Below are 17,557 nucleotides of genomic sequence, written 5' to 3'. Positions count from 1 at the left end.
GGGCGGCGGCTACGTACAGTCACGACTTGGTGGCGCCCGCGGTGAGGCCCGTGATCAGGTGGCGCTGGACGAGCAGGAAGACGGCGCCGGCGGGGATGGCGATGAGCACGGCGGAGGCCGTCATCAGCCCCCAGTCCGACCAGTGTTGCCCGATGAACTGCTGCAGCCCCACCCCCAGCGTGCGCTTGTCCTCCTGCGTCATGAACACCGTGGCGTACCCGACCTCGCCCCAGGCCGTCATGAAGCAGTAGAAGGCCGTCACCGCGATCCCCGGCCGGGCGAGCGGGAGCACCACGCGCCAGAAGGTGCCGAACGGGGTCAGCCCGTCCACCATCGCGGCCTGGTCGATCTCCACCGGCACCGTGTCGAAGTAGCTCTTCATCATCCAGGCGCAGAACGGCACCGCGATCGTCATGTACGCGATCACCAGGCCGGGGATCTGGTTGAGCAGCCCCAGCCCGGCCATCAGGTTGTAGAGGGGAACGATGAGGATGGCGACCGGGAACATCTGGGTGATCAGCAGCAGCCACATCACGGAGCGGTGCCCGGGGAAGCGGAACCGGCTGACCGCGTACCCGGTGGTCGCCGCGAGGAACACCCCGGCCAGCATGGTCAGACCGGCGGTGAGCACGCTGTTGAGCAGCCACTGCGGGAACTCGGTCGCGGTGAGCACGCGCACGTAGTTGTCGAGCGAGGAGTGGTTGAAGAGCTGCAGCTCGGTCGAGAGCCAGCCGTCGCGCGGCTTGAGCGAGGTGAGCACCAGCCACACGACGGGGAAGAGCGAGATGGCCACGGCGAGCAGGAGCCCGGCGTGCAGGCCGATCGAGGCCAGCGGGCCGCGTTCGCCGCGCCCTCGGGGGGTTGAGCTCACCAGGGATCTCCTTGACCGCGCAACGTGCGGCGGTAGCCGACCGCCAGCACCACCAGCATGAGCAGGATGATCACGCCCCAGGCCGCCGAGCCCGCGTAGTCGCGGATGCCGGTGAAGGCCTCCCGGTAGGCGTAGGTGACCAGGATCTCGGTCTCGCTGCCTGGGCCGCCCCTCGTCACCAGGAAGATGATGGGGAACATGTTGAACGTCCAGATCGTGCCCAGCAGGATCACGGTGGACGACACCTGGCGCAGCCCGGGCAGCGTGATCGCCCTGAACCGCTGCCAGGCGCCGGCGCCGTCCACCTCGGCCGCCTCGTAGAGCTCGGCCGGGATCGACTGCAGGCCGCCGAGCAGGGCGACCATCATGAACGGCACCCCGATCCACACGTTCACCGCGATCACCGCGATCTTGGCGGTGGTCGGGTCGTCCAGCCAGCCCACGCCGGACAGGCCCGCCGTCTTGAGCAACCCGTTGATCACGCCGTAGTCGCTGTTGTAGAGGTAGCGCCAGATGAAGGCCGCGACGAAGGCGGGCACCGCCCAGGGCAGGATCAGCAGCACCCGGTAGACGGATCTCCACCGCAGTCTGCGGTTGAGCATCACGGCCAGGCCGAGCCCGATGCCGTAGTGCAGCGCCACGCAGGCCACCGTCCACACCACGGTCCAGACGAGCTTGTCCCAGAACAGGCTCGAGGTCAGGATCCGCAGGTAGTTGTCCAGGCCGACGAACTCGTAGGTGGCCGGGATGACGTTCACCCCGATGGTGCGGCCGATGTTCGCCTCGGTGGCGTCCGTCAGCGACAGGTACACCCCGCGCGCCAGCGGCCAGCCGATCAGCACCGCCATCACGACCAGCACCGGCGCGATCATCGCCCACGCGTACCAGTGGGCCGCGAGCGAGCGCCGCAACCGTCCAGGCTTGTCGCCGTGACGGCCGCGGGCGCCCTCACCCGCGGCCGTCACCCGTCCGGTCGAGACCGCCACCGGTCAGCTCCAGTCCTTCATGATCCCGTGGTACTGCTCGTCGACCTTCTTGAGCATGTCCGCGGGTGCGGACTTGCCGCCGACGAGCGCCTGGTAGCCCTCCAGCAGCGGCTGGAACAGCTGCCCGCCCTCGGGGATCCACGGCCGCGGGACGGCGGTGTCCATGATCGGCTTGAAGACGGCCACGTCTGGGTTGCGCTGCACGTCAGGCTTGGCATAGGCGGAGGTACGGGTCGGCAGGAGGCTGATCTCCTTGGCGATCTTCGCCTGGGCGTCCACCGTGGTCATGAAGCGGACGAACTCGTAGGCGGCCGGGATGTTCTTCGACCCGGCGTAGATGGCCAGGTTCCAGCCGCCCGTGGGGGCTCCGGCCTTGGCGGAGCCGGCCGGGACCGGCGCGATGCCGAGGTTCTTCTTGTCCTTGAACTCCTTGCCCTGGTAGATCTCCGACAACGACCACGGCCCGTTGTAGATCATCGCCGCCTTGCCCTCTTTCAGGGCGGTCATCGCGTTGGCGTAGCTCTCCGTGGTCGCGGGCTTGGGCGCGGCGCCCGAGCTGATCAGGTCGGCCACGGTCTGGATCGCCTGCACGTTCTGCGGCGAGTTGATCAGGATCTTCTTGTTCGCCACGTCGAGCAGGTCCCCGCCCTCGCCGTAGATGAAGGGGAGCAGGAAGTAGGAGTCGACGTTGAGCGCGAGCCCTTCCGCGCCGGTCTTGGCCTTGACGTCGAGCGCGGCCTGCTTCAGCTCCGCGATCGTCTTCGGCGGCTCCTCGTGCCCGGCCTCCTTCAGCAGCCGCTTGTTGTAGATCAGCGCCAGGGTGTCGGTGACCTGCGGCACGGCGTACGTCTTGCCGTTGTACTTGGTGCTGCTCAACGGGCCGGGCAGGAAGTCGGCCTCCCCGTCCACCGCCCGCGTGCCGTCCAGCGGCTGCAGATAACCCAGCGACGCGAACTGCGACGTCCACGCCACCTCCGACCGGATCACGTCCGGCGCGCCCGCCCCCGCCTGCGCCGCCGTCTGGAACTGGCCCTGCGCCTGGTCCGACGGCACGTTCACATATTTGACCTTGACCTGGGGGTACTTCGCCTCGAACTCTTTGATCAACGCCTGGAACGTCGGCCCCTCGCTGTCCGGGCGCGTCGTGTCCCACCAGGTGATCTCGCCACTGACCTTCGACGGGTCGGAAACGGACGCGGCGGGAGGAGCCGTCCCTCCACCGCCGCCACAAGCGGAAAACATCAGAGTGGATGCCGCAACGACCGCTGCGGCGGGTAAGAGTCGTCGCATGTCCTTCTCCTCTTGGTTTCGAGAGGTGGGGAACACGCCGGACGTTACGCCGACATGACGCTCGGAGAAAGATGGGTTCGTAAGGATTCTGCAAGTTGTTACATTGGCCCGCGACGGCGGGCGCTCGGCCGCAGTACGCCGTGTCCGCCGACGTTTTCGCAGGCCGTCCCCTATTGTGGACCCTTGCTCACCGGGCGGCCGGCGGTTGTTTCGCCAGGGATTGATTCGGACGGTTTCAGAAATTTCCAGAAAGGACTGCAAGGCGTCGTGATCGGTGAGGGCGAGGCGAGGGCGCACTGGATCGACCGGGACACGGTGGCGTGGCAGGTCGACCCGTCGTTCCGGCACTCCCTGACCTTCGGCGCCGGGGTAATCCGCCTGACCTCCGGGACGCTGAGCGACGAGCAGCGGGGCAGGTGGCCGCACCTGGCGTCGTACACCGCGCTGAAGGTGGACCCGCGCGACGCCGGTCTGGTGCGTGCGGCGCTGCGCGAGCGGGTCGTGGCCGAGGAGCGGGACGCCTCGGGCGCGGTGGTGGCGGCCACGGGCGTGCAGATCCCCGGCGTGCTCGACGACCTCTACGCCGCGGCTGCCCGCGCCAGGCTCGGTCCGGCGGGCCGGGTGTTCCCGAAGTTGTCGCTCTGGGCGCCGACCGCGCGCAAGGTCGAGCTGGCCCTGTACGGCTCCGGCGGCGGGTGGTGGCCGCGCCGGGGCGCCGGCGCGCGCACGCTCCATCCCATGCGGCGCGACGACGAGAGCGGCGTCTGGTCGGTACGCGGGCTGCCGACGTGGTGGGGCCGCGAGTACACCTTCCTCGTCACGCTGCACTCGGGGACGAACGAGGTCACCGACCCGTACGGCCTGGCCGTGACGCCCGACGGCGGGCGCAGCAGGCTCGTCGACCTGGACAGCCCCGCGCTCAAGCCGCCCGGCTGGGACCGCCTCGCCAAGCCCCCGGCTGTCCCCCAGCACCGGGCGTCGATCTACGAGCTGCACGTGCGCGACTTCTCCGCCTCCGACACGAGCGTGCCGGTCGGGCTGCGCGGCACGTACGCGGCCTTCTGCGCGGACTCCGCGGGGATGCGGGAGCTGCGGGCGCTGGCCGAGGACGGGCTGACGCACGTGCACCTGCTGCCGGTCTTCGACTTCGCCACGGTCCCCGAGCGCAGGTCCGGCAGGATCGAGCCGGACTGCGACTTCGCCGCGCTGCCGCCCGACTCCGAGCGGCAGCAGGAGTGCGTGGCGCGCACGGCCGCGACCGACTCCTTCAACTGGGGGTACGACCCGCTGCACTACACGGTGCCCGAGGGCTCGTACGCGACGGACCCCGACGCGAGGATCAGGGAGTTCCGCGGCATGGTCGCCGCGCTCAACCGGGCCGGGCTGCGCGTGGTGATGGACGTGGTCTACAACCACACGCACTCCGCCGAGGTGCTCGGCCCGATCGTGCCCGGCTACTACCACCGGCTGCTGGAGGACGGGCGGGTGGCCGACTCCACCTGCTGCGCCAACACCGCGCCCGAGCACACGATGATGGGCAAGCTGGTCGTCGACTCGGTCGTCACCTGGGCGAGACAGTACAAGATCGACGGTTTCCGCTTCGACCTCATGGGCCACCACCCGAAGGCCGGCCTCCTCGCCGTCCGCCGCGCCCTCGACGAGCTGACCCCCGGCAAGGACGGCGTGGACGGCAGGTCGATCATCCTGTACGGCGAGGGCTGGAGCTTCGGCGAGGTGGCCGGCGACGCCAGGTTCGAGCAGGCCACGCAGGCGAACCTGGCGGGGACCGGCATCGGGACGTTCACCGACAGGCTGCGCGACGCGGTGCGCGGCGGCAGCCCGTTCGACCCCGACCCCCGCGTGCAGGGGTTCGGCTCGGGGCTGGCGGGCGCGCCCAACGGGTCCCCCGCCAACGGCACGGCCGAGCAGCAGCGGGCCAGGCTCGCGTACTACGCCGACCTCGTCAGGATCGGGCTGACCGGCAGCCTGCGCGACTACGTGCTGCCGTCCGGGAAGAAGGGCTCCGAGATCTCCTACAACGGCTCCCCCGCCGGCTACACGGCCGCGCCGGGCGAGGCGGTGGCGTACGTGGACGCGCACGACAACGAGACGCTCTTCGACGCGCTGGCGTACAAGCTGCCGCAGCGGACGCCGATGGCCGACCGGGTGCGCATGCAGGTGCTGTCGCTGGCCACGGTGCTGCTGGCGCAGGGGACGGCGTTCGTGCACGCGGGCAGCGAGCGGCTGCGCTCGAAGTCCCTCGACCGCAACTCCTACGACTCCGGCGACTGGTTCAACCGGCTGCTGTGGGACTGCGCCTCCGGGAACGGGTTCGGCGCGGGCCTGCCGCCCAGGGCCGAGAACGAGGACCGGTGGCCGTACGCCAAACCGCTGCTGGCGGACCCGGCCCTGAAGCCTGGCTGCGCGGAGATCGACGACTGCCGGGCCCGGTTCGGGGAGCTGCTGCGGATCAGGGCGTCGTCGCCGGCGTTCGCGCTGGGGTCGGCGGACGAGGTGCGCCGGCGGCTGTCGTTCCCCGCGTCGGCCGAGGGGGTGATCACGATGCACGTGGACACGGCCGGGCTGGATCCGCGGTGGTCGTCGGTCACCGTGGTCCTCAACGCCACCCCGTCCGCATGTGGCCAGGTCGTGGAGCCGCTGGCGGGGCAGGCGGTGTCGCTCCACCCCGTGCACGCGGCCTCCGTCGATCCCGTCGTACGAGAGTCGGCCTTCGCCCCGGCCACCGGCACGCTGACGGTGCCGGGCCGCACGGTGGCGGTGTTCGTGTGCGGGCTGCGATAAGTGCCCTCGGCAAATCGTGCATCGGATATGGGTGCGACATCCCGACTTGAGGGAACAGTAACCAGGAATGCACATCACTGGCGTTGGCGGTCGCCGCAGCGCAGACTGGACAGACGGCGATCGCGTGGAGCAGTGGAGCACCCGTGGACAATCAGCTTGATCACATGCCGGTCCTGTCCCGCGGCAGACATCGCAACCCGAAACGCGGTGCCTGCTTCATGGAGCTGGCCTCCTACCTCGCGGGGGAGCGGTGGAGCGACCATCCGGCCTGCACCCACCCATTGCTGGCCGCCCTCGCCCGCCTGGTCAACGACAACACCAGCGACGAAAGCCGCGCCAAGCTCGTCCGGCTCGTGCCGTCCATCATCGGCCTGGCCAGCGACGACCTGAGGGTGGACGCGCAGATCGCGCTGCGCTGCGCCACGACGGCCCTGCCGGTGGCGGCGGCCGAGCGCCAGCTCGCGCTGGCGGTGTCGGTGCTGGCGGCGGAGGAGATGCGGGCCCGGCTCGACGGCGCCCCGTCGGGGAGGCTCAGTGAGCTGAGTCGCCGGGCGATGGAGGAGGTGCCGCACGCGGCCGAGCAGGCCCGCCGCTTCAGCCGCGCGGCCAGGATCACGGAGAAGGGCTTCCGCCGGTACGCGGCGCCGAACGCGGTGCAGCTGTCGGTGGTGGGCATCGTCCAGGCCTGCATCCCCGACCCGGACGCGCTGCTGCGCCGGCTCCTGGAAGAGGCGATCGACGACTGCACCGCCCTCATCCACACCCCGGAACCCGCCGCCTCGGCCCCGGTCCACGCCTGACCGTTTCTGCGGCGGCGCCCGCCCGGCGGGTGCCGCCGCCTACGCTTCGAACAGCTCGGCGGGGTCGAACGACACGGGGAAGGGCTTGGTCAAGGTCAGCGTCTCTCCTGCCTTGGCCTGGCTGACCGTCTCATAGCCGTCCGGGCCCAGCTCGAGCACCTCGACCTGCGGAATGTCAGCGCCTTCTATCTCGACCCTGATGAACACTTCGATGCCGGCTTTGGCGTATTTCGGAGGTTGGATCTCGTAGTCTCGTCGGCGATCGCCCAGCCCCGGGCTGACGACCTCGGCCACCGCCGCGACATCCGCGGCCTGGAAGACAACCGTCCGGTCCATGACCAGGTCGCGAGGTAGCACCGCGATGTCGGGGGTGAGGCCGTCCTCTCCCACGCTCAGGTTGACCGTCTCAACCACCACGAGATCCGACTTCGCCGCCTTTGCCGCTGCAGCGAGGACCGCGCGCAAGCCACCAGCGCACAGCGCATGCAGCGCCGCGGGCACAGGGCTGATCACAAGACTCCCGTCGATCAACTCGATGCGCTCCCCGGCCTCGGGCAGCTTGAGCCAGTCATCGAGGGTGTAACCGGTGACCTGACCGACTGGGAACAGGAGGGTCCGCATGGGCGGCGGATGCGCGACCAGCCAACCTTCAATCGGCTGAGAACTCATGTTGTGCGCCTTCCCGCGACCACAGCGAGTGACGCGACGACATTACACTCGCTTGACCCGCCAGACGTCCATTTCACGAACCCGCTTCTTCGCAGGTCAGGGAAGCCTGGCCTTCGTTGCGGATCTTGGTGATGTGTGCCTACATTTCCGATGAAATATCGGAACTGGAGGCATTTCATGACGATTGAGCTGACTCGACCATATTCGCCGGAAAAGCATCACAGTCACCGTGATGTCACCGGTGGATGGTTGCGGCCCGCGGTGTTCGGGGCGATGGACGGGCTGGTGTCCAATCTCGCGTTGATCGCCGGAGTCGTGGGCGCCGCCGGGGCCGGGCGAGGGGCGGTGCTGGCCGGGTTCGCGGGGCTGGTCGCCGGGGCCTGCTCGATGGCGGCCGGTGAGTACACCTCCGTCAAGTCGCAGACCGAGTTGATGCGGGCCGAGATCGCCGTCGAGCGGCGGGAGCTGGCCCGCAACCCCGAGGGCGAGCAGGCGGAGCTGGCGGCGCTGTACCGGGCGCGGGGGCTCGACGACGACCTCGCACGGCGGGTGGCGGCGGGGCTGTCGGTCGATCCCGAGCAGGCGTTGCGGGTGCACGTGCGCGAGGAGCTGGGTGTGAATCCGGACGACCTGCCCTCGCCTTACGTGGCCGCCGCGTCGTCGTTCTGCGCGTTCGCGACCGGGGCGCTGGTGCCGCTCGTGCCGTTCCTGTTCGGGGCGTCCGGGCTGGTGCTGGCCGCGGTGGTGAGCGTGCTGGCGTTGTTCGGGTTCGGGGCGGCGGTGGCGCGGATGACGGCCCGGCCGTGGTGGCTGGGCGGGTTGCGGCAGCTCGCGCTGGGCGCGGGAGCCGCCGCCGTGACGTTCGGGCTCGGGCACTTGCTGGGCGTCACCGTCTCATGACGCGCCGCGGGTTCACGGGCGGGTGGCGGCGGCCAGCTTGACGCCGAGCGCGATGAGGGCGGCGCCGGCCAGGCCGTCCACCACCCGGCGTACGGCGGGACGGGCGAAGCTGCGCCAGAGAAATCATGCCGTCCACCTTACGAGCACCCGGCCCTCCGGGATCAAGGTGGACCGCTCCCACGTCCAGGTCGGCACGGTGATCATCTCGGCCGGACGGTCGAGGTGGACGGGCGTGTCGAGGAGCGCGGAGTGCGGGGTGAGCGGCAGGCCGCCCTCCGGGATGACGACGCTGTCGAGCGGCGTGCGCAAAGTCGGGCCGTCCGGCTCGTCGAGCTCGCTGCGTACCCAGGTGTCCTCACCGTCGAAGGACGTGAACGCCAGCGCCCCGCCGGGGGCGGCGCTGGAGTGGCGCAGCGCCCCGGCGGGCAGCCATCCGTGATGCCCGGCGCGGTAGGTGATGCCGGAGACGCACAGCTCGCCCTCCAGCAGCACGAACTCCTCCCCCGCCAGGTAGTGCCCGTGTTCGGCGCGGGCCCAGAACGGCGGGAAACGCACGAGCGAGGCCGAACCGTCCAGTGGGGCCTGCCGCACCGGAAGGTTGGCGCCGGGAATCAGGAAGTCGCGGGCGGGCAGCTCCGCGTCGAGCAGGTCGACCAGCACGTCAGCGCCTGCGCCGCCGCTTCTTGAAGATGGCGCGCAAGGTCAGCGCCACCACGACGAGCACGATCTGGCCGCCGATCACGATGCGGTTGACGTCGACGGCCGGCCGCCACTGGACATCGCCGTTCTTGATCACGAACACGCCCGCGGGCGTGGCGCTGAGGCCGAAGCCGCCGCCGCTGCCCGCGTTGTCCTCGCCCCTCTCGTCCTTGCCCTGCCCCTGCCCTCCGCCGCCTCCGTGGAGGACCCGGGCGACCGGGATGACGATGAGGTCGCCCTGCTGGACCGGCTCGCCGAAGACGCGTCCGACGGTCGCGGTGTCCTTCGCCTGCTCGACCACCTTCATGATGTCCATTCCCCCATCGTTACCCCGGATCGCCCGCCTGGCCACCTCAGTCGAACGTGGTGGAGATCTCGTGCCAGCCGCCCGGCGCGATCTTCTCGGCCGGCTCGGGCCCCCAGGAGCCCTTCTCGTACGGCAGCGGCGGCTCCGGCAGGTCGAGCACCCGCTGGACGATCCGCCACGACTCATCCACCAGGTCGAACCTGGCGAACCGCCGCGGGTCGCCGCTGATGGCGTCGGTCATGATGCGCTCGTAGGCGGCCTCCATCGGCCCGAGCACCTTGGTGAAGTCGACGCTGACCGGCACCGGCCTGGTGTGCTGCTTGCCCGGCTCCTTGGCCAGCAGGTCGAAGGTGACCCCGGCGTCCGGCTGGAGCCGGAACCTGATGAGGTTGGGGCTGGCGGGCGCGTCGCCGCCGCGGAACATCGTCACCGGCGGCCTGCGCAGCTCGGCGACGATCTCCAGGTCGGTGGTCGGCAGCGCCTTGCCCGAGCGGATGCACCAGGGCACGCCGGCCCAGCGCCAGTTGTCGACGTAGGCGCGCAGGGCGACGAACGTCTCGGTCGTGGAGCCGGGGCGCACGCCGTCGGTGTCGAGGTAGCCGGTGTACTGGCCGCGTACGACGTCGGACGGGTCGATGGCCTGGACGGCGCGCAGCACCCGCCACTTCTCGTCGAGCTGGGCCCGGGCGTCGGTGGACGGCGGCGGGTCCATGGCGAGAATGGCCAGCAGCTGGAGCAGGTGATTTTGCACCACGTCGCGGACGGTGCCGTTGGCGTCGTAGAAGGCTCCGCGGTCGCGCACGTCGAAGTCCTCGGCCATGGTGATCTGCACGCTGCGGACGTGGCTGCGGTTCCAGATGGGCTCGAGCAGGGTGTTGGCGAACCTGAAGACCATGAGGTCCTCGACCGGCTCCTTGCCCAGGAAGTGGTCGACGCGCCGAAGGTGGTCCTCGTCGAAGTGCTTCAGCAGCTCGTCGTTGAGCGCGCGGGCGGAGTCGAGGTCGTGGCCGAACGGCTTCTCCACGACGAGCCTGGCGTTCTGGTTGAGCCCCACCCCGGCCAGCCCCTCGGCGACCGCGGCGAACAGCGCCGGCGGGACCGCGAGGTAGTGGACGAGGAAGCCCTTGCCCGCCACCTCCTCACGCAGCCTGGCGAACGTCTCGGGGTCGCGGTAGTCGCCCGCGACCAGCCGCAGGTTGCCGGCCAGCTTGTCGAAGGCCGCGTCGTGCACGCCGCCGACGGCCTCGCGGGCGTGCTCGCGCAGCCCGTCGAGGTCCATGTCGGTCTTGGCCACGCCGATGACGGGCAGGTCGAGGCGGCTGTCGGCGGTGAGGCGGTAGAGGGCGGGCAGGATCATCTTGCGCGCGAGGTCGCCGGTGACGCCGAACAGCACCAGCGCCCCCGCCCGCTCCGTGCCGTGCGCGTGCCCGCCCCTGGACGCGTGGCCCATGTCAGACGCGCCTTCCGCGCAGCTCGCGGTATTTCCGGACGAGCTGCTCGGTGGAGGCGTCGGGGAACGTGGTGGGCGGCTCGTCGGAGGTGAGCGCGGGCGCCAGGTCGAGCGCCATCTTCTTGCCCAGCTCGACGCCCCACTGGTCGAAGGAGTCGACCCCCCAGATGACGCCCTCCACGAACACGATGTGCTCGTAGAGCGCGACGAGCTGGCCGAGCGTCGAAGGGGTCAGCTTGGGGGCGAGGATCGTGGAGGTGGGCCGGTTTCCCGGCATCACCTTGTGCGGCACGATGTCGGGCGGGGTGCCCTCGCCGGCGATCTCCTCGGCCGTCTTGCCGAACGCCAGCGCCGACGTCTGGGCGAGGAGGTTGGCGGTGAGCTGGTCGTGCATGCCCTCGCGGTCGTCGAACGGCTCGGCGAAGCCGATGAAGTCGGCCGGCACGAGGCGGGTGCCCTGGTGGAGGAGCTGGTAGAAGGCGTGCTGCCCGTTGGTGCCCGGCTCGCCCCAGAAGATCTCGCCGGTGTCGACCGGCACGGGGGTGCCGTCGGCGCGCACGGACTTGCCGTTGGACTCCATGGTGAGCTGCTGCAGGTAGGCGGGGAAGCGGTGCAGCCGCTGGCTGTAAGGCAGCACGGCGCGGGTCTCGGCGCCGAAGAAGTCGGCGTACCAGATGCCGAGCAGGGCCATCAGCACCGGCATGTTGGCCTCGAACGGGGCGGTGCGGAAGTGCTCGTCGACGGTGTGGAAGCCGGCCAGCATCTCGCGGAACCGGTCGGGCCCGATCGCGATCATCAGGGACAGGCCGATGGCGCCGTCGTAGGAGTAGCGGCCGCCGACCCAGTCCCAGAAGCCGAACATGTTGTCGGTGTCGATGCCGAACTCGGCGACCTTCGCGGCGTTGGTGGAGACGGCCACGAAGTGCTTGGAGACCGCGTCCTCGCCCAGGGCCTCGACCAGCCAGCGGCGGGCGACCCTGGCGTTGGTGAGCGTCTCGAGCGTGGTGAACGTCTTGGAGCTGACCACGAACAACGTGGTCGCCGGGTCGAGGCCGGCGAGGTTGCCGGTGATGTCGGCCGGGTCGATGTTGGAGACGAACCTGGCCGTCACGCCCGCGTCGGCGTAGTCGCGCAGCGCCTCGTAGGCCATGGCGGGGCCCAGGTCGGAGCCGCCGATGCCGATGTTGACCACGGTCTCGATCGGCTTGCCCGTGGCGCCCTTCCACTCCTTGGACCTGACCCGGCCGGCGAAGGCGCTCATCTTGTCGAGCACGGCGTGCACGTCGGCGATCACGTCCTGCCCGTCCACGACCAGCCCGGCGTCACGGGGCATGCGCAGCGCGACGTGGAGGACGGCGCGGTCCTCGCTGACGTTGATGTGCTCGCCGCCGAACATGGCCGAGATCCGCTCGCGCAGCCCCGCCCGCTCGGCGAGGGCCACAAGCAGCTCGATCGTCTCCCCGGTGGCGCGGTGCTTGGCGTAGTCGAGGTGGAGGTCGCCGGCGGTCACGGTCATGCGCCCGGCCCGGCCCGGGTCCTCGGCGAACAGCTCGCGCAGATGCTTGCCCGCCAGCTCCTCATGGTGCTTGCCGAGAGCCGCCCACTCCTGGCTCTGGGTGATGTCGCCGTTCACGCTTCCTCCTCGTGTCGCCAAACCGGATCATCATTGTCCCTGCCAACCCGTACCCAGCGAGGTTGATTCCTCGCACGGCGGAGCGGACTCTTTAAGACCTCAGTGGGATTCGCGGCCCACGTGGTCGCCGCTGGAGCCGACGAGGAAGTCCAGGTCCGCGCCGCGGTCGGCCTGGGTGACGTGCTCGACGTAGAGTCGCTCCCAGCCGCGTACGGGCTTGGCGTGCCCGTTCGTCGCCGGCTGCCTGGCGGCCAGCTCGGCGTCGGGGATGTCCACGTCGAGCCTTCTCGCGGCCACGTCGAGCACGATCGGGTCGCCGGTGCGCACCTTCGCCAGCGGGCCGCCGGCCGCCGCCTCCGGCGCGGTGTGCAGGACGACCGTGCCGTACGCGGTGCCGCTCATGCGGGCGTCGCTGATGCGCACCATGTCGCGCACGCCCTTCTCCAGCAGCTTGGCGGGCAGCGGCAGGTTGCCGACCTCGGGCATGCCGGGGTAGCCCCTGGGGCCGCAGCCGCGCAGCACGAGGACCGAGGTCTCGTCGATGTCCAGGTCGGGCGAGTCCAGCCGGGCGTACACGTCCTCGATGCTGTCGAAGACGACGGCCCGGCCGCGGTGGCGCAGCAGCTCGGGCGAGGCGGCGGCGGGCTTGATCACCGCCCCGCCGGGGGCGAGGTTGCCGCGCAGGACGGCGATGCCGGCGTCGGGCAGCAGCGGATCGGCGCGGCGGCGGATGACGCTCTCGTCCCAGATCTCCGCGCCCGCGAGGTGATCGACGAGCGGCCGCCCGGTGACGGTGATCGCCTCCGGGTCGAGCAGGTCCTCGACCTCCTTCAGCACGGCCGCGAGGCCGCCCGCCCTGAACAGGTCGTCCATCAGGTGCCGCCCGGCCGGCTGGAGGTCCACGAGCAGCGGCACCGCCGAGCCCGTGCGGTCGAAGTCGTCCAGGGCGAGGTCCACGCCGAGGCGGCCGGCGACGGCGAGCAGGTGGACGACGGCGTTGGTGGAGCCGCCCACGGCGGCCAGGGTCACGATGGCGTTGAGGAACGAGCCCCTGGTCATCACCTGGCTCGGCCTGCGGCCCTGGGTGACCAGGTCCACGGCGAGGCGGCCGGTCTCGTGGGAGCGCTCGAGCAGGCGGCTGTCAGGGGCGGGGGTGCCCGCGGTGCCGGGCAGCGTCATGCCGAGCGCCTCGGCCATGCAGGCCATGGTGGAGGCGGTGCCCATCGTGTTGCAGTGGCCGCGGCTGCGGATCATGGACGACTCGGACTCCAGGAACGCCTCGCGGGAGAGCGTGCCCGCGCGGACCTCCTCGCTCAGGCGCCACACGTCGGTGCCGCAGCCGAGCGGCGCGCCGCGGAAGTGGCCGGTCAGCATGGGGCCGCCGGGCATCACGACGGCGGGCAGGTCCACGGAGGCGGCGGCCATGAGCAGCGACGGGATGGTCTTGTCGCAGCCGCCGAGCAGCACCACCCCGTCGACGGGGTTGGCGCGCAGCATCTCCTCGGTGGCCATGGCGGCCAGGTTGCGCCAGAGCATGGCGGTCGGGCGCACGTTCGTCTCGCCAAGTGAGACGACCGGCAGGTTGAGCGGGACGCCGCCGGCCTCCCAGACACCGTTCGCGACGCTCTCGGCGACCTCGTTCAGGTGGGAGTTGCACGGGGTGAGGTCGGAGGCGGTGTTGGCGATGGCGATGTGCGGCTTGCCGCCCTCGAACGCCTCACGCGGCAGGCCGCGCCGCATCCACGCCCGATGGATGTAGGAGTTGCGGTCGTTTCCCGAATACCAGAGCGAACTCCTCAAGGCCATGTACGGCACCCTATCGGGCACGTTGGGGATTCAGCACGCGCTGTGGAGGAAGCTCCAGGGGCATGGACCATATCGACGCGTACTGGCGGGCGGCGAACTACCTGTCCGTCGGGCAGATCTACCTGCTGGACAATCCCCTGCTCAGCGAGCCGCTGCGGCCCGAGCACGTCAAGCCCCGGCTGCTCGGTCACTGGGGCACCACGCCCGGGCTGAACTTCTGCTTCGCCCATCTCAACCGGGTGATCAAGGAACGGGACCAGGACATGATCTACATCGCCGGTCCCGGGCACGGCGGCCCCGCCGCGGTGGCGCACTCGTGGCTGGAGGGCTCGTACTCGGAGCGCTATCCGGACCTCTCGCAGGACGTGGAGGGCATGCGGCGGCTGTTCCGCCAGTTCTCCTTCCCCGGCGGGGTCCCGAGCCACGTCGCCCCCGAGACGCCCGGCTCGATCCACGAGGGCGGGGAGCTGGGCTATTCGCTCGCGCACGCGTACGGGGCCGCGTTCGACAACCCGGACCTGGTCGTGGCGTGCATCGTCGGCGACGGCGAGGCCGAGACGGGCCCGCTCGCGGCGAGCTGGCACTCCAACAAGTTCCTGGACCGCGAACGCGACGGCACCGTGCTGCCCATCCTCCACCTGAACGGCTACAAGATCGCCAACCCGGCCGTGCTCGCCCGCATCCCCGAGGCGGAGCTGCTCAAGCTCATGGAAGGGTACGGCTACCGCCCCCACCTGGTGGGCCCCGACCACGGGGAGATGGCCCGCGCGCTGGACACCGCGTTCGACCAGATCGCCGCCTACAAGCGGGGCGAGGCCGACCGGCTACCGATGATCGTCCTTCGCACGCCGAAGGGGTGGACGGGGCCGCGCGAGGTGGACGGCAAGCAGGTCGAGGGCACCTGGCGGGCGCACCAGGTGCCGCTGGCCAAGGTCCGCGAGAACCCGTCCCACCTGGCCATGCTCGAGGAGTGGCTGCGCTCGTACCGGCCGGAGGAGCTGTTCGACTCCGGCGGCAGGCCCGTGAAGGAGATCCTGGACACCGTGCCGCGCGGCACGCGCAGGATGAGCGCGAACCCGCACGCCAACGGCGGCGAGCTGCTCGTGCCGCTGCGGCTGCCCGACTTCCGCAGGCTGGCGGTCGAGGTCAAGTCGCCCGCCACGCAGTCGAGCGAGCCGACGCGGGTGCTGGGCGGGTTCCTGCGCGACGTGATCGCCGCGAACCCCCGGACGTTCCGGCTGATGGGCCCGGACGAGACCGAGTCGAACCGGCTGTCGGAGGTGTTCGAGGCCACGGACCGGGCGTGGAACGCCGAGATCCTCCCGACGGACGAGCACCTGGGCGCCGGCGGGCGGGTGATGGAGGTGCTCAGCGAGCACCTGTGCCAGGGCTGGCTGGAGGGCTACCTGCTGACCGGCAGGCACGGGCTGTTCAACTGCTACGAGGCGTTCATCCACATCGTGGATGCCATGTTCAACCAGCACGCCAAATGGCTGGAGTCGTCGCAGAAGATCCCGTGGCGGCGGCCGGTGGCGTCGCTGACGTACCTGCTGTCGTCGCACGTGTGGCGGCAGGACCACAACGGGTTCAGCCACCAGGACCCGGGCTTCCTCGACGTGGTGGTGAACAAGAAGGCCTCGGTGGTGCGCGTCTACCTGCCGCCGGACGCGAACACGCTGCTGTCGGTCGCCGACCACTGCCTGCGCTCGCGCGACTACGTCAACGTGATCGTGGCGGGCAAGCAGCCGGTGCTGGACCTGTTCACGATGGAGGAGGCCGTCGCGCACAACACGCGCGGCCTGGGCATCCTGCCGTGGGCCTCCACCGACGACGGCGCCGAGCCGGACGTGGTGCTGGCCTGCGCGGGCGACGTGCCCACGCTGGAGACGCTGGCCGCCGCCGCGCTGCTGCGCGAGCACGTGCCCGCGCTGAAGGTACGGGTGATCAACGTCGTGGACCTCATGCGGCTCCAGCCGCCGTCGGAGCACCCGCACGGCATGCCGGACGCCGAGTTCGACACCCTCTTCACCAGGGACAAGCCGGTCATCTTCGACTTCCACGGCTATCCATCGCTGATCCACCAGCTCACCTACCGCCGCCACAACCACGGCAACATCCACGTGCGCGGCTACAAGGAGGAAGGCACCACGACGACGCCGTTCGACATGGCCATGCTCAACGACATCGACCGCTACCACCTCGTCATGGACGTCATCGACCGCGTGCCGGGGCTCGGCGCCACCCAGGCTCATCTGCGCCAGCGCATGAGCGACGCGCGGCTGCTGGCGCGCGCCCACACGCGTGACCACGGCGAGGACACCCCGGAGATCAGGTCGTGGACGTGGCCGGACGCATCCTCGTGCTGAACACGGGCTCGTCGTCCGTCAAGTACGAGCTCGTGGACATGCGCACCCGTGAGCGCCCGGCCAGGGGGCTGGTCGAGCGCATCGGCGAGGAGCGTGGCCGGCTCACGCACCGCACCGGGGACGGGCAGCCGTACGTGCGGGAAGGCCCGTTTCCCTCGCACAGTGAGGGGCTGGACGCGGTCATGAAGGCGTTCGAGGCGGCGGGGCCGCGGCTGGCCCCCGTCGCGGTCGGGCACCGCGTCGTGCACGGCGGGACCAGGTTCACCGAGGCCGTGCTCATCGACGACGAGGTGATCGACGCGATCGAGGAGCTGGCGCCGCTCGCTCCCCTGCACAACCCGGTCAACCTCGCCGGCATCCGGGTCGCGCGCACGGCCTTCCCCGGGGTGCCCCAGGTGGCGGTGTTCGACACCGCGTTCCAGCTCACGCTGCCGCCCGAGGCGTACACGTACGCGGTGCCGCGGGACTGGCGCGAGCGGCTCGGCGTGCGGCGCTTCGGCTTCCACGGCACCTCCTGCGCGTACGTCTCCCGCCGCGCCGCCGCGCTCCTCGGCCGCGACCTGGCCGGGCTGAACCTGATCGTGCTGCACCTGGGCAACGGCGCCAGCGCGACCGCGATCTCCGGCGGGCGCAGCCTCGACACCTCGATGGGCATGACGCCCCTGGAGGGGCTGGTCATGGGCACGCGCTCGGGCGATGTGGACCCCGCGCTCGGGGGCTACCTGGCGCGGGTGGACGGGATGGACGCGGGGCGGGCGGAGAGCGCGCTCGACCGCCGCGGCGGCCTGCTGGCGCTCGCCGGGACGGGTGACATGCGTGAGGTACGCGCCCGCGACGACGCCGAGGCCCGGCTGGCCCTGGCGGTCTACACGCGGCGCATCCGCAAGTACGTCGGCGCCTACTACGCGCTGCTCGGGCGGGTGGACGCGATCGTGTTCACCGGCGGGGTCGGGGAGCACGACGCCGCCGGGCGCGGAG

At 70.8% G+C, this 17,557-nt stretch carries 13 protein-coding genes and 1 pseudogene; 5 read left to right on the top strand and 9 right to left on the bottom strand.

What is annotated here, in order from left to right:
* Window positions 1-19 precede the first annotated feature (19 nt).
* From ACIBVN_RS28040 to ACIBVN_RS28030, 3 genes are read right to left on the bottom strand one after another with little or no spacing between them, the layout of a single operon-like run.
* Window positions 20-871 (bottom strand): sugar ABC transporter permease, encoded by an 852-nt coding sequence (locus ACIBVN_RS28040; RefSeq protein WP_397141261.1) that lies wholly within the window; start codon window positions 869-871, stop codon window positions 20-22.
* Window positions 868-1,857, bottom strand: a complete 990-nt coding sequence (locus ACIBVN_RS28035; RefSeq protein ID WP_397141259.1) for a carbohydrate ABC transporter permease — start codon at window positions 1,855-1,857, stop codon at window positions 868-870. Before ACIBVN_RS28035 ends, ACIBVN_RS28040 begins: the two co-directional genes overlap by 4 nt.
* Before the next feature lie 3 nt (window positions 1,858-1,860).
* Window positions 1,861-3,147 (bottom strand): extracellular solute-binding protein, encoded by a 1,287-nt coding sequence (locus ACIBVN_RS28030; RefSeq protein WP_397141257.1) that lies wholly within the window; start codon window positions 3,145-3,147, stop codon window positions 1,861-1,863.
* A gap of 267 nt (window positions 3,148-3,414) precedes the next feature.
* On the opposite strand from ACIBVN_RS28030, the gene pulA reads away from it, so the two are divergent.
* The gene (gene pulA, locus ACIBVN_RS28025; protein ID WP_397141255.1) at window positions 3,415-5,949 is read left to right on the top strand and encodes a pullulanase-type alpha-1,6-glucosidase; all 2,535 of its coding nucleotides are present in this window, start codon (window positions 3,415-3,417) and stop codon (window positions 5,947-5,949) included.
* Between the two features lie 143 nt (window positions 5,950-6,092).
* Window positions 6,093-6,749 carry a hypothetical protein gene (locus ACIBVN_RS28020; RefSeq protein ID WP_397141253.1) on the top strand — a complete coding sequence of 219 codons (657 nt, stop codon included), beginning with the start codon at window positions 6,093-6,095 and terminating at the stop codon, window positions 6,747-6,749.
* A gap of 39 nt (window positions 6,750-6,788) precedes the next feature.
* Here the strand turns inward: ACIBVN_RS28020 and ACIBVN_RS28015 are convergent, their stop codons facing one another.
* Entirely contained in the window at window positions 6,789-7,418 is a 630-nt protein-coding gene (locus ACIBVN_RS28015; RefSeq protein WP_397141251.1) for a Uma2 family endonuclease, read from the bottom strand.
* 177 nt (window positions 7,419-7,595) lie between these two features.
* On the opposite strand from ACIBVN_RS28015, the gene ACIBVN_RS28010 reads away from it, so the two are divergent.
* Window positions 7,596-8,318, top strand: a complete 723-nt coding sequence (locus tag ACIBVN_RS28010) for a VIT1/CCC1 transporter family protein (RefSeq protein WP_397141249.1) — start codon at window positions 7,596-7,598, stop codon at window positions 8,316-8,318.
* Between the two features lie 123 nt (window positions 8,319-8,441).
* Here the strand turns inward: ACIBVN_RS28010 and ACIBVN_RS28005 are convergent, their stop codons facing one another.
* The 5 genes from ACIBVN_RS28005 to ACIBVN_RS27985 form a co-directional block, all read right to left on the bottom strand.
* On the bottom strand, window positions 8,442-8,978 hold the full coding sequence (locus ACIBVN_RS28005) for a hypothetical protein (RefSeq protein ID WP_397141247.1): 537 nt from the start codon (window positions 8,976-8,978) through the stop codon (window positions 8,442-8,444).
* Between the two features lies 1 nt (window position 8,979).
* Window positions 8,980-9,333, bottom strand: coding sequence for a GerW family sporulation protein (locus ACIBVN_RS28000; RefSeq protein WP_397141245.1), 354 nt, complete (start codon window positions 9,331-9,333; stop codon window positions 8,980-8,982).
* A 37-nt stretch (window positions 9,334-9,370) separates the two neighbouring features.
* The gene (gene zwf / locus ACIBVN_RS27995) at window positions 9,371-10,774 is read right to left on the bottom strand and encodes a glucose-6-phosphate dehydrogenase (RefSeq protein WP_397141243.1); all 1,404 of its coding nucleotides are present in this window, start codon (window positions 10,772-10,774) and stop codon (window positions 9,371-9,373) included.
* A gap of 1 nt (window position 10,775) precedes the next feature.
* A complete protein-coding gene (gene pgi / locus ACIBVN_RS27990) occupies window positions 10,776-12,407 on the bottom strand; it encodes a glucose-6-phosphate isomerase (protein ID WP_397141241.1) in 1,632 nt (543 codons plus the stop codon).
* A 99-nt stretch (window positions 12,408-12,506) separates the two neighbouring features.
* A complete protein-coding gene (locus ACIBVN_RS27985) occupies window positions 12,507-14,213 on the bottom strand; it encodes an IlvD/Edd family dehydratase (protein ID WP_397141239.1) in 1,707 nt (568 codons plus the stop codon).
* 62 nt (window positions 14,214-14,275) lie between these two features.
* On the opposite strand from ACIBVN_RS27985, the gene ACIBVN_RS27980 reads away from it, so the two are divergent.
* Complete coding sequence (locus ACIBVN_RS27980; protein WP_397141237.1) at window positions 14,276-16,579, top strand: phosphoketolase; 2,304 nt, start codon at window positions 14,276-14,278, stop codon at window positions 16,577-16,579.
* A gap of 38 nt (window positions 16,580-16,617) precedes the next feature.
* A pseudogene (locus ACIBVN_RS27975) lies at window positions 16,618-17,484 on the top strand (acetate/propionate family kinase); the annotation flags it as partial.
* Between the last annotated feature and the right edge of the window lie 73 nt (window positions 17,485-17,557).

Origin of the sequence: Nonomuraea sp. NPDC049400 (genome assembly GCF_044466425.1) — a bacterium.
In the GTDB taxonomy this organism is placed as follows: domain Bacteria; phylum Actinomycetota; class Actinomycetes; order Streptosporangiales; family Streptosporangiaceae; genus Nonomuraea.
The sequence above is the reverse complement of the archived record's forward strand: the minus strand, read 5'-3'. Positions and strand labels throughout refer to the sequence as shown.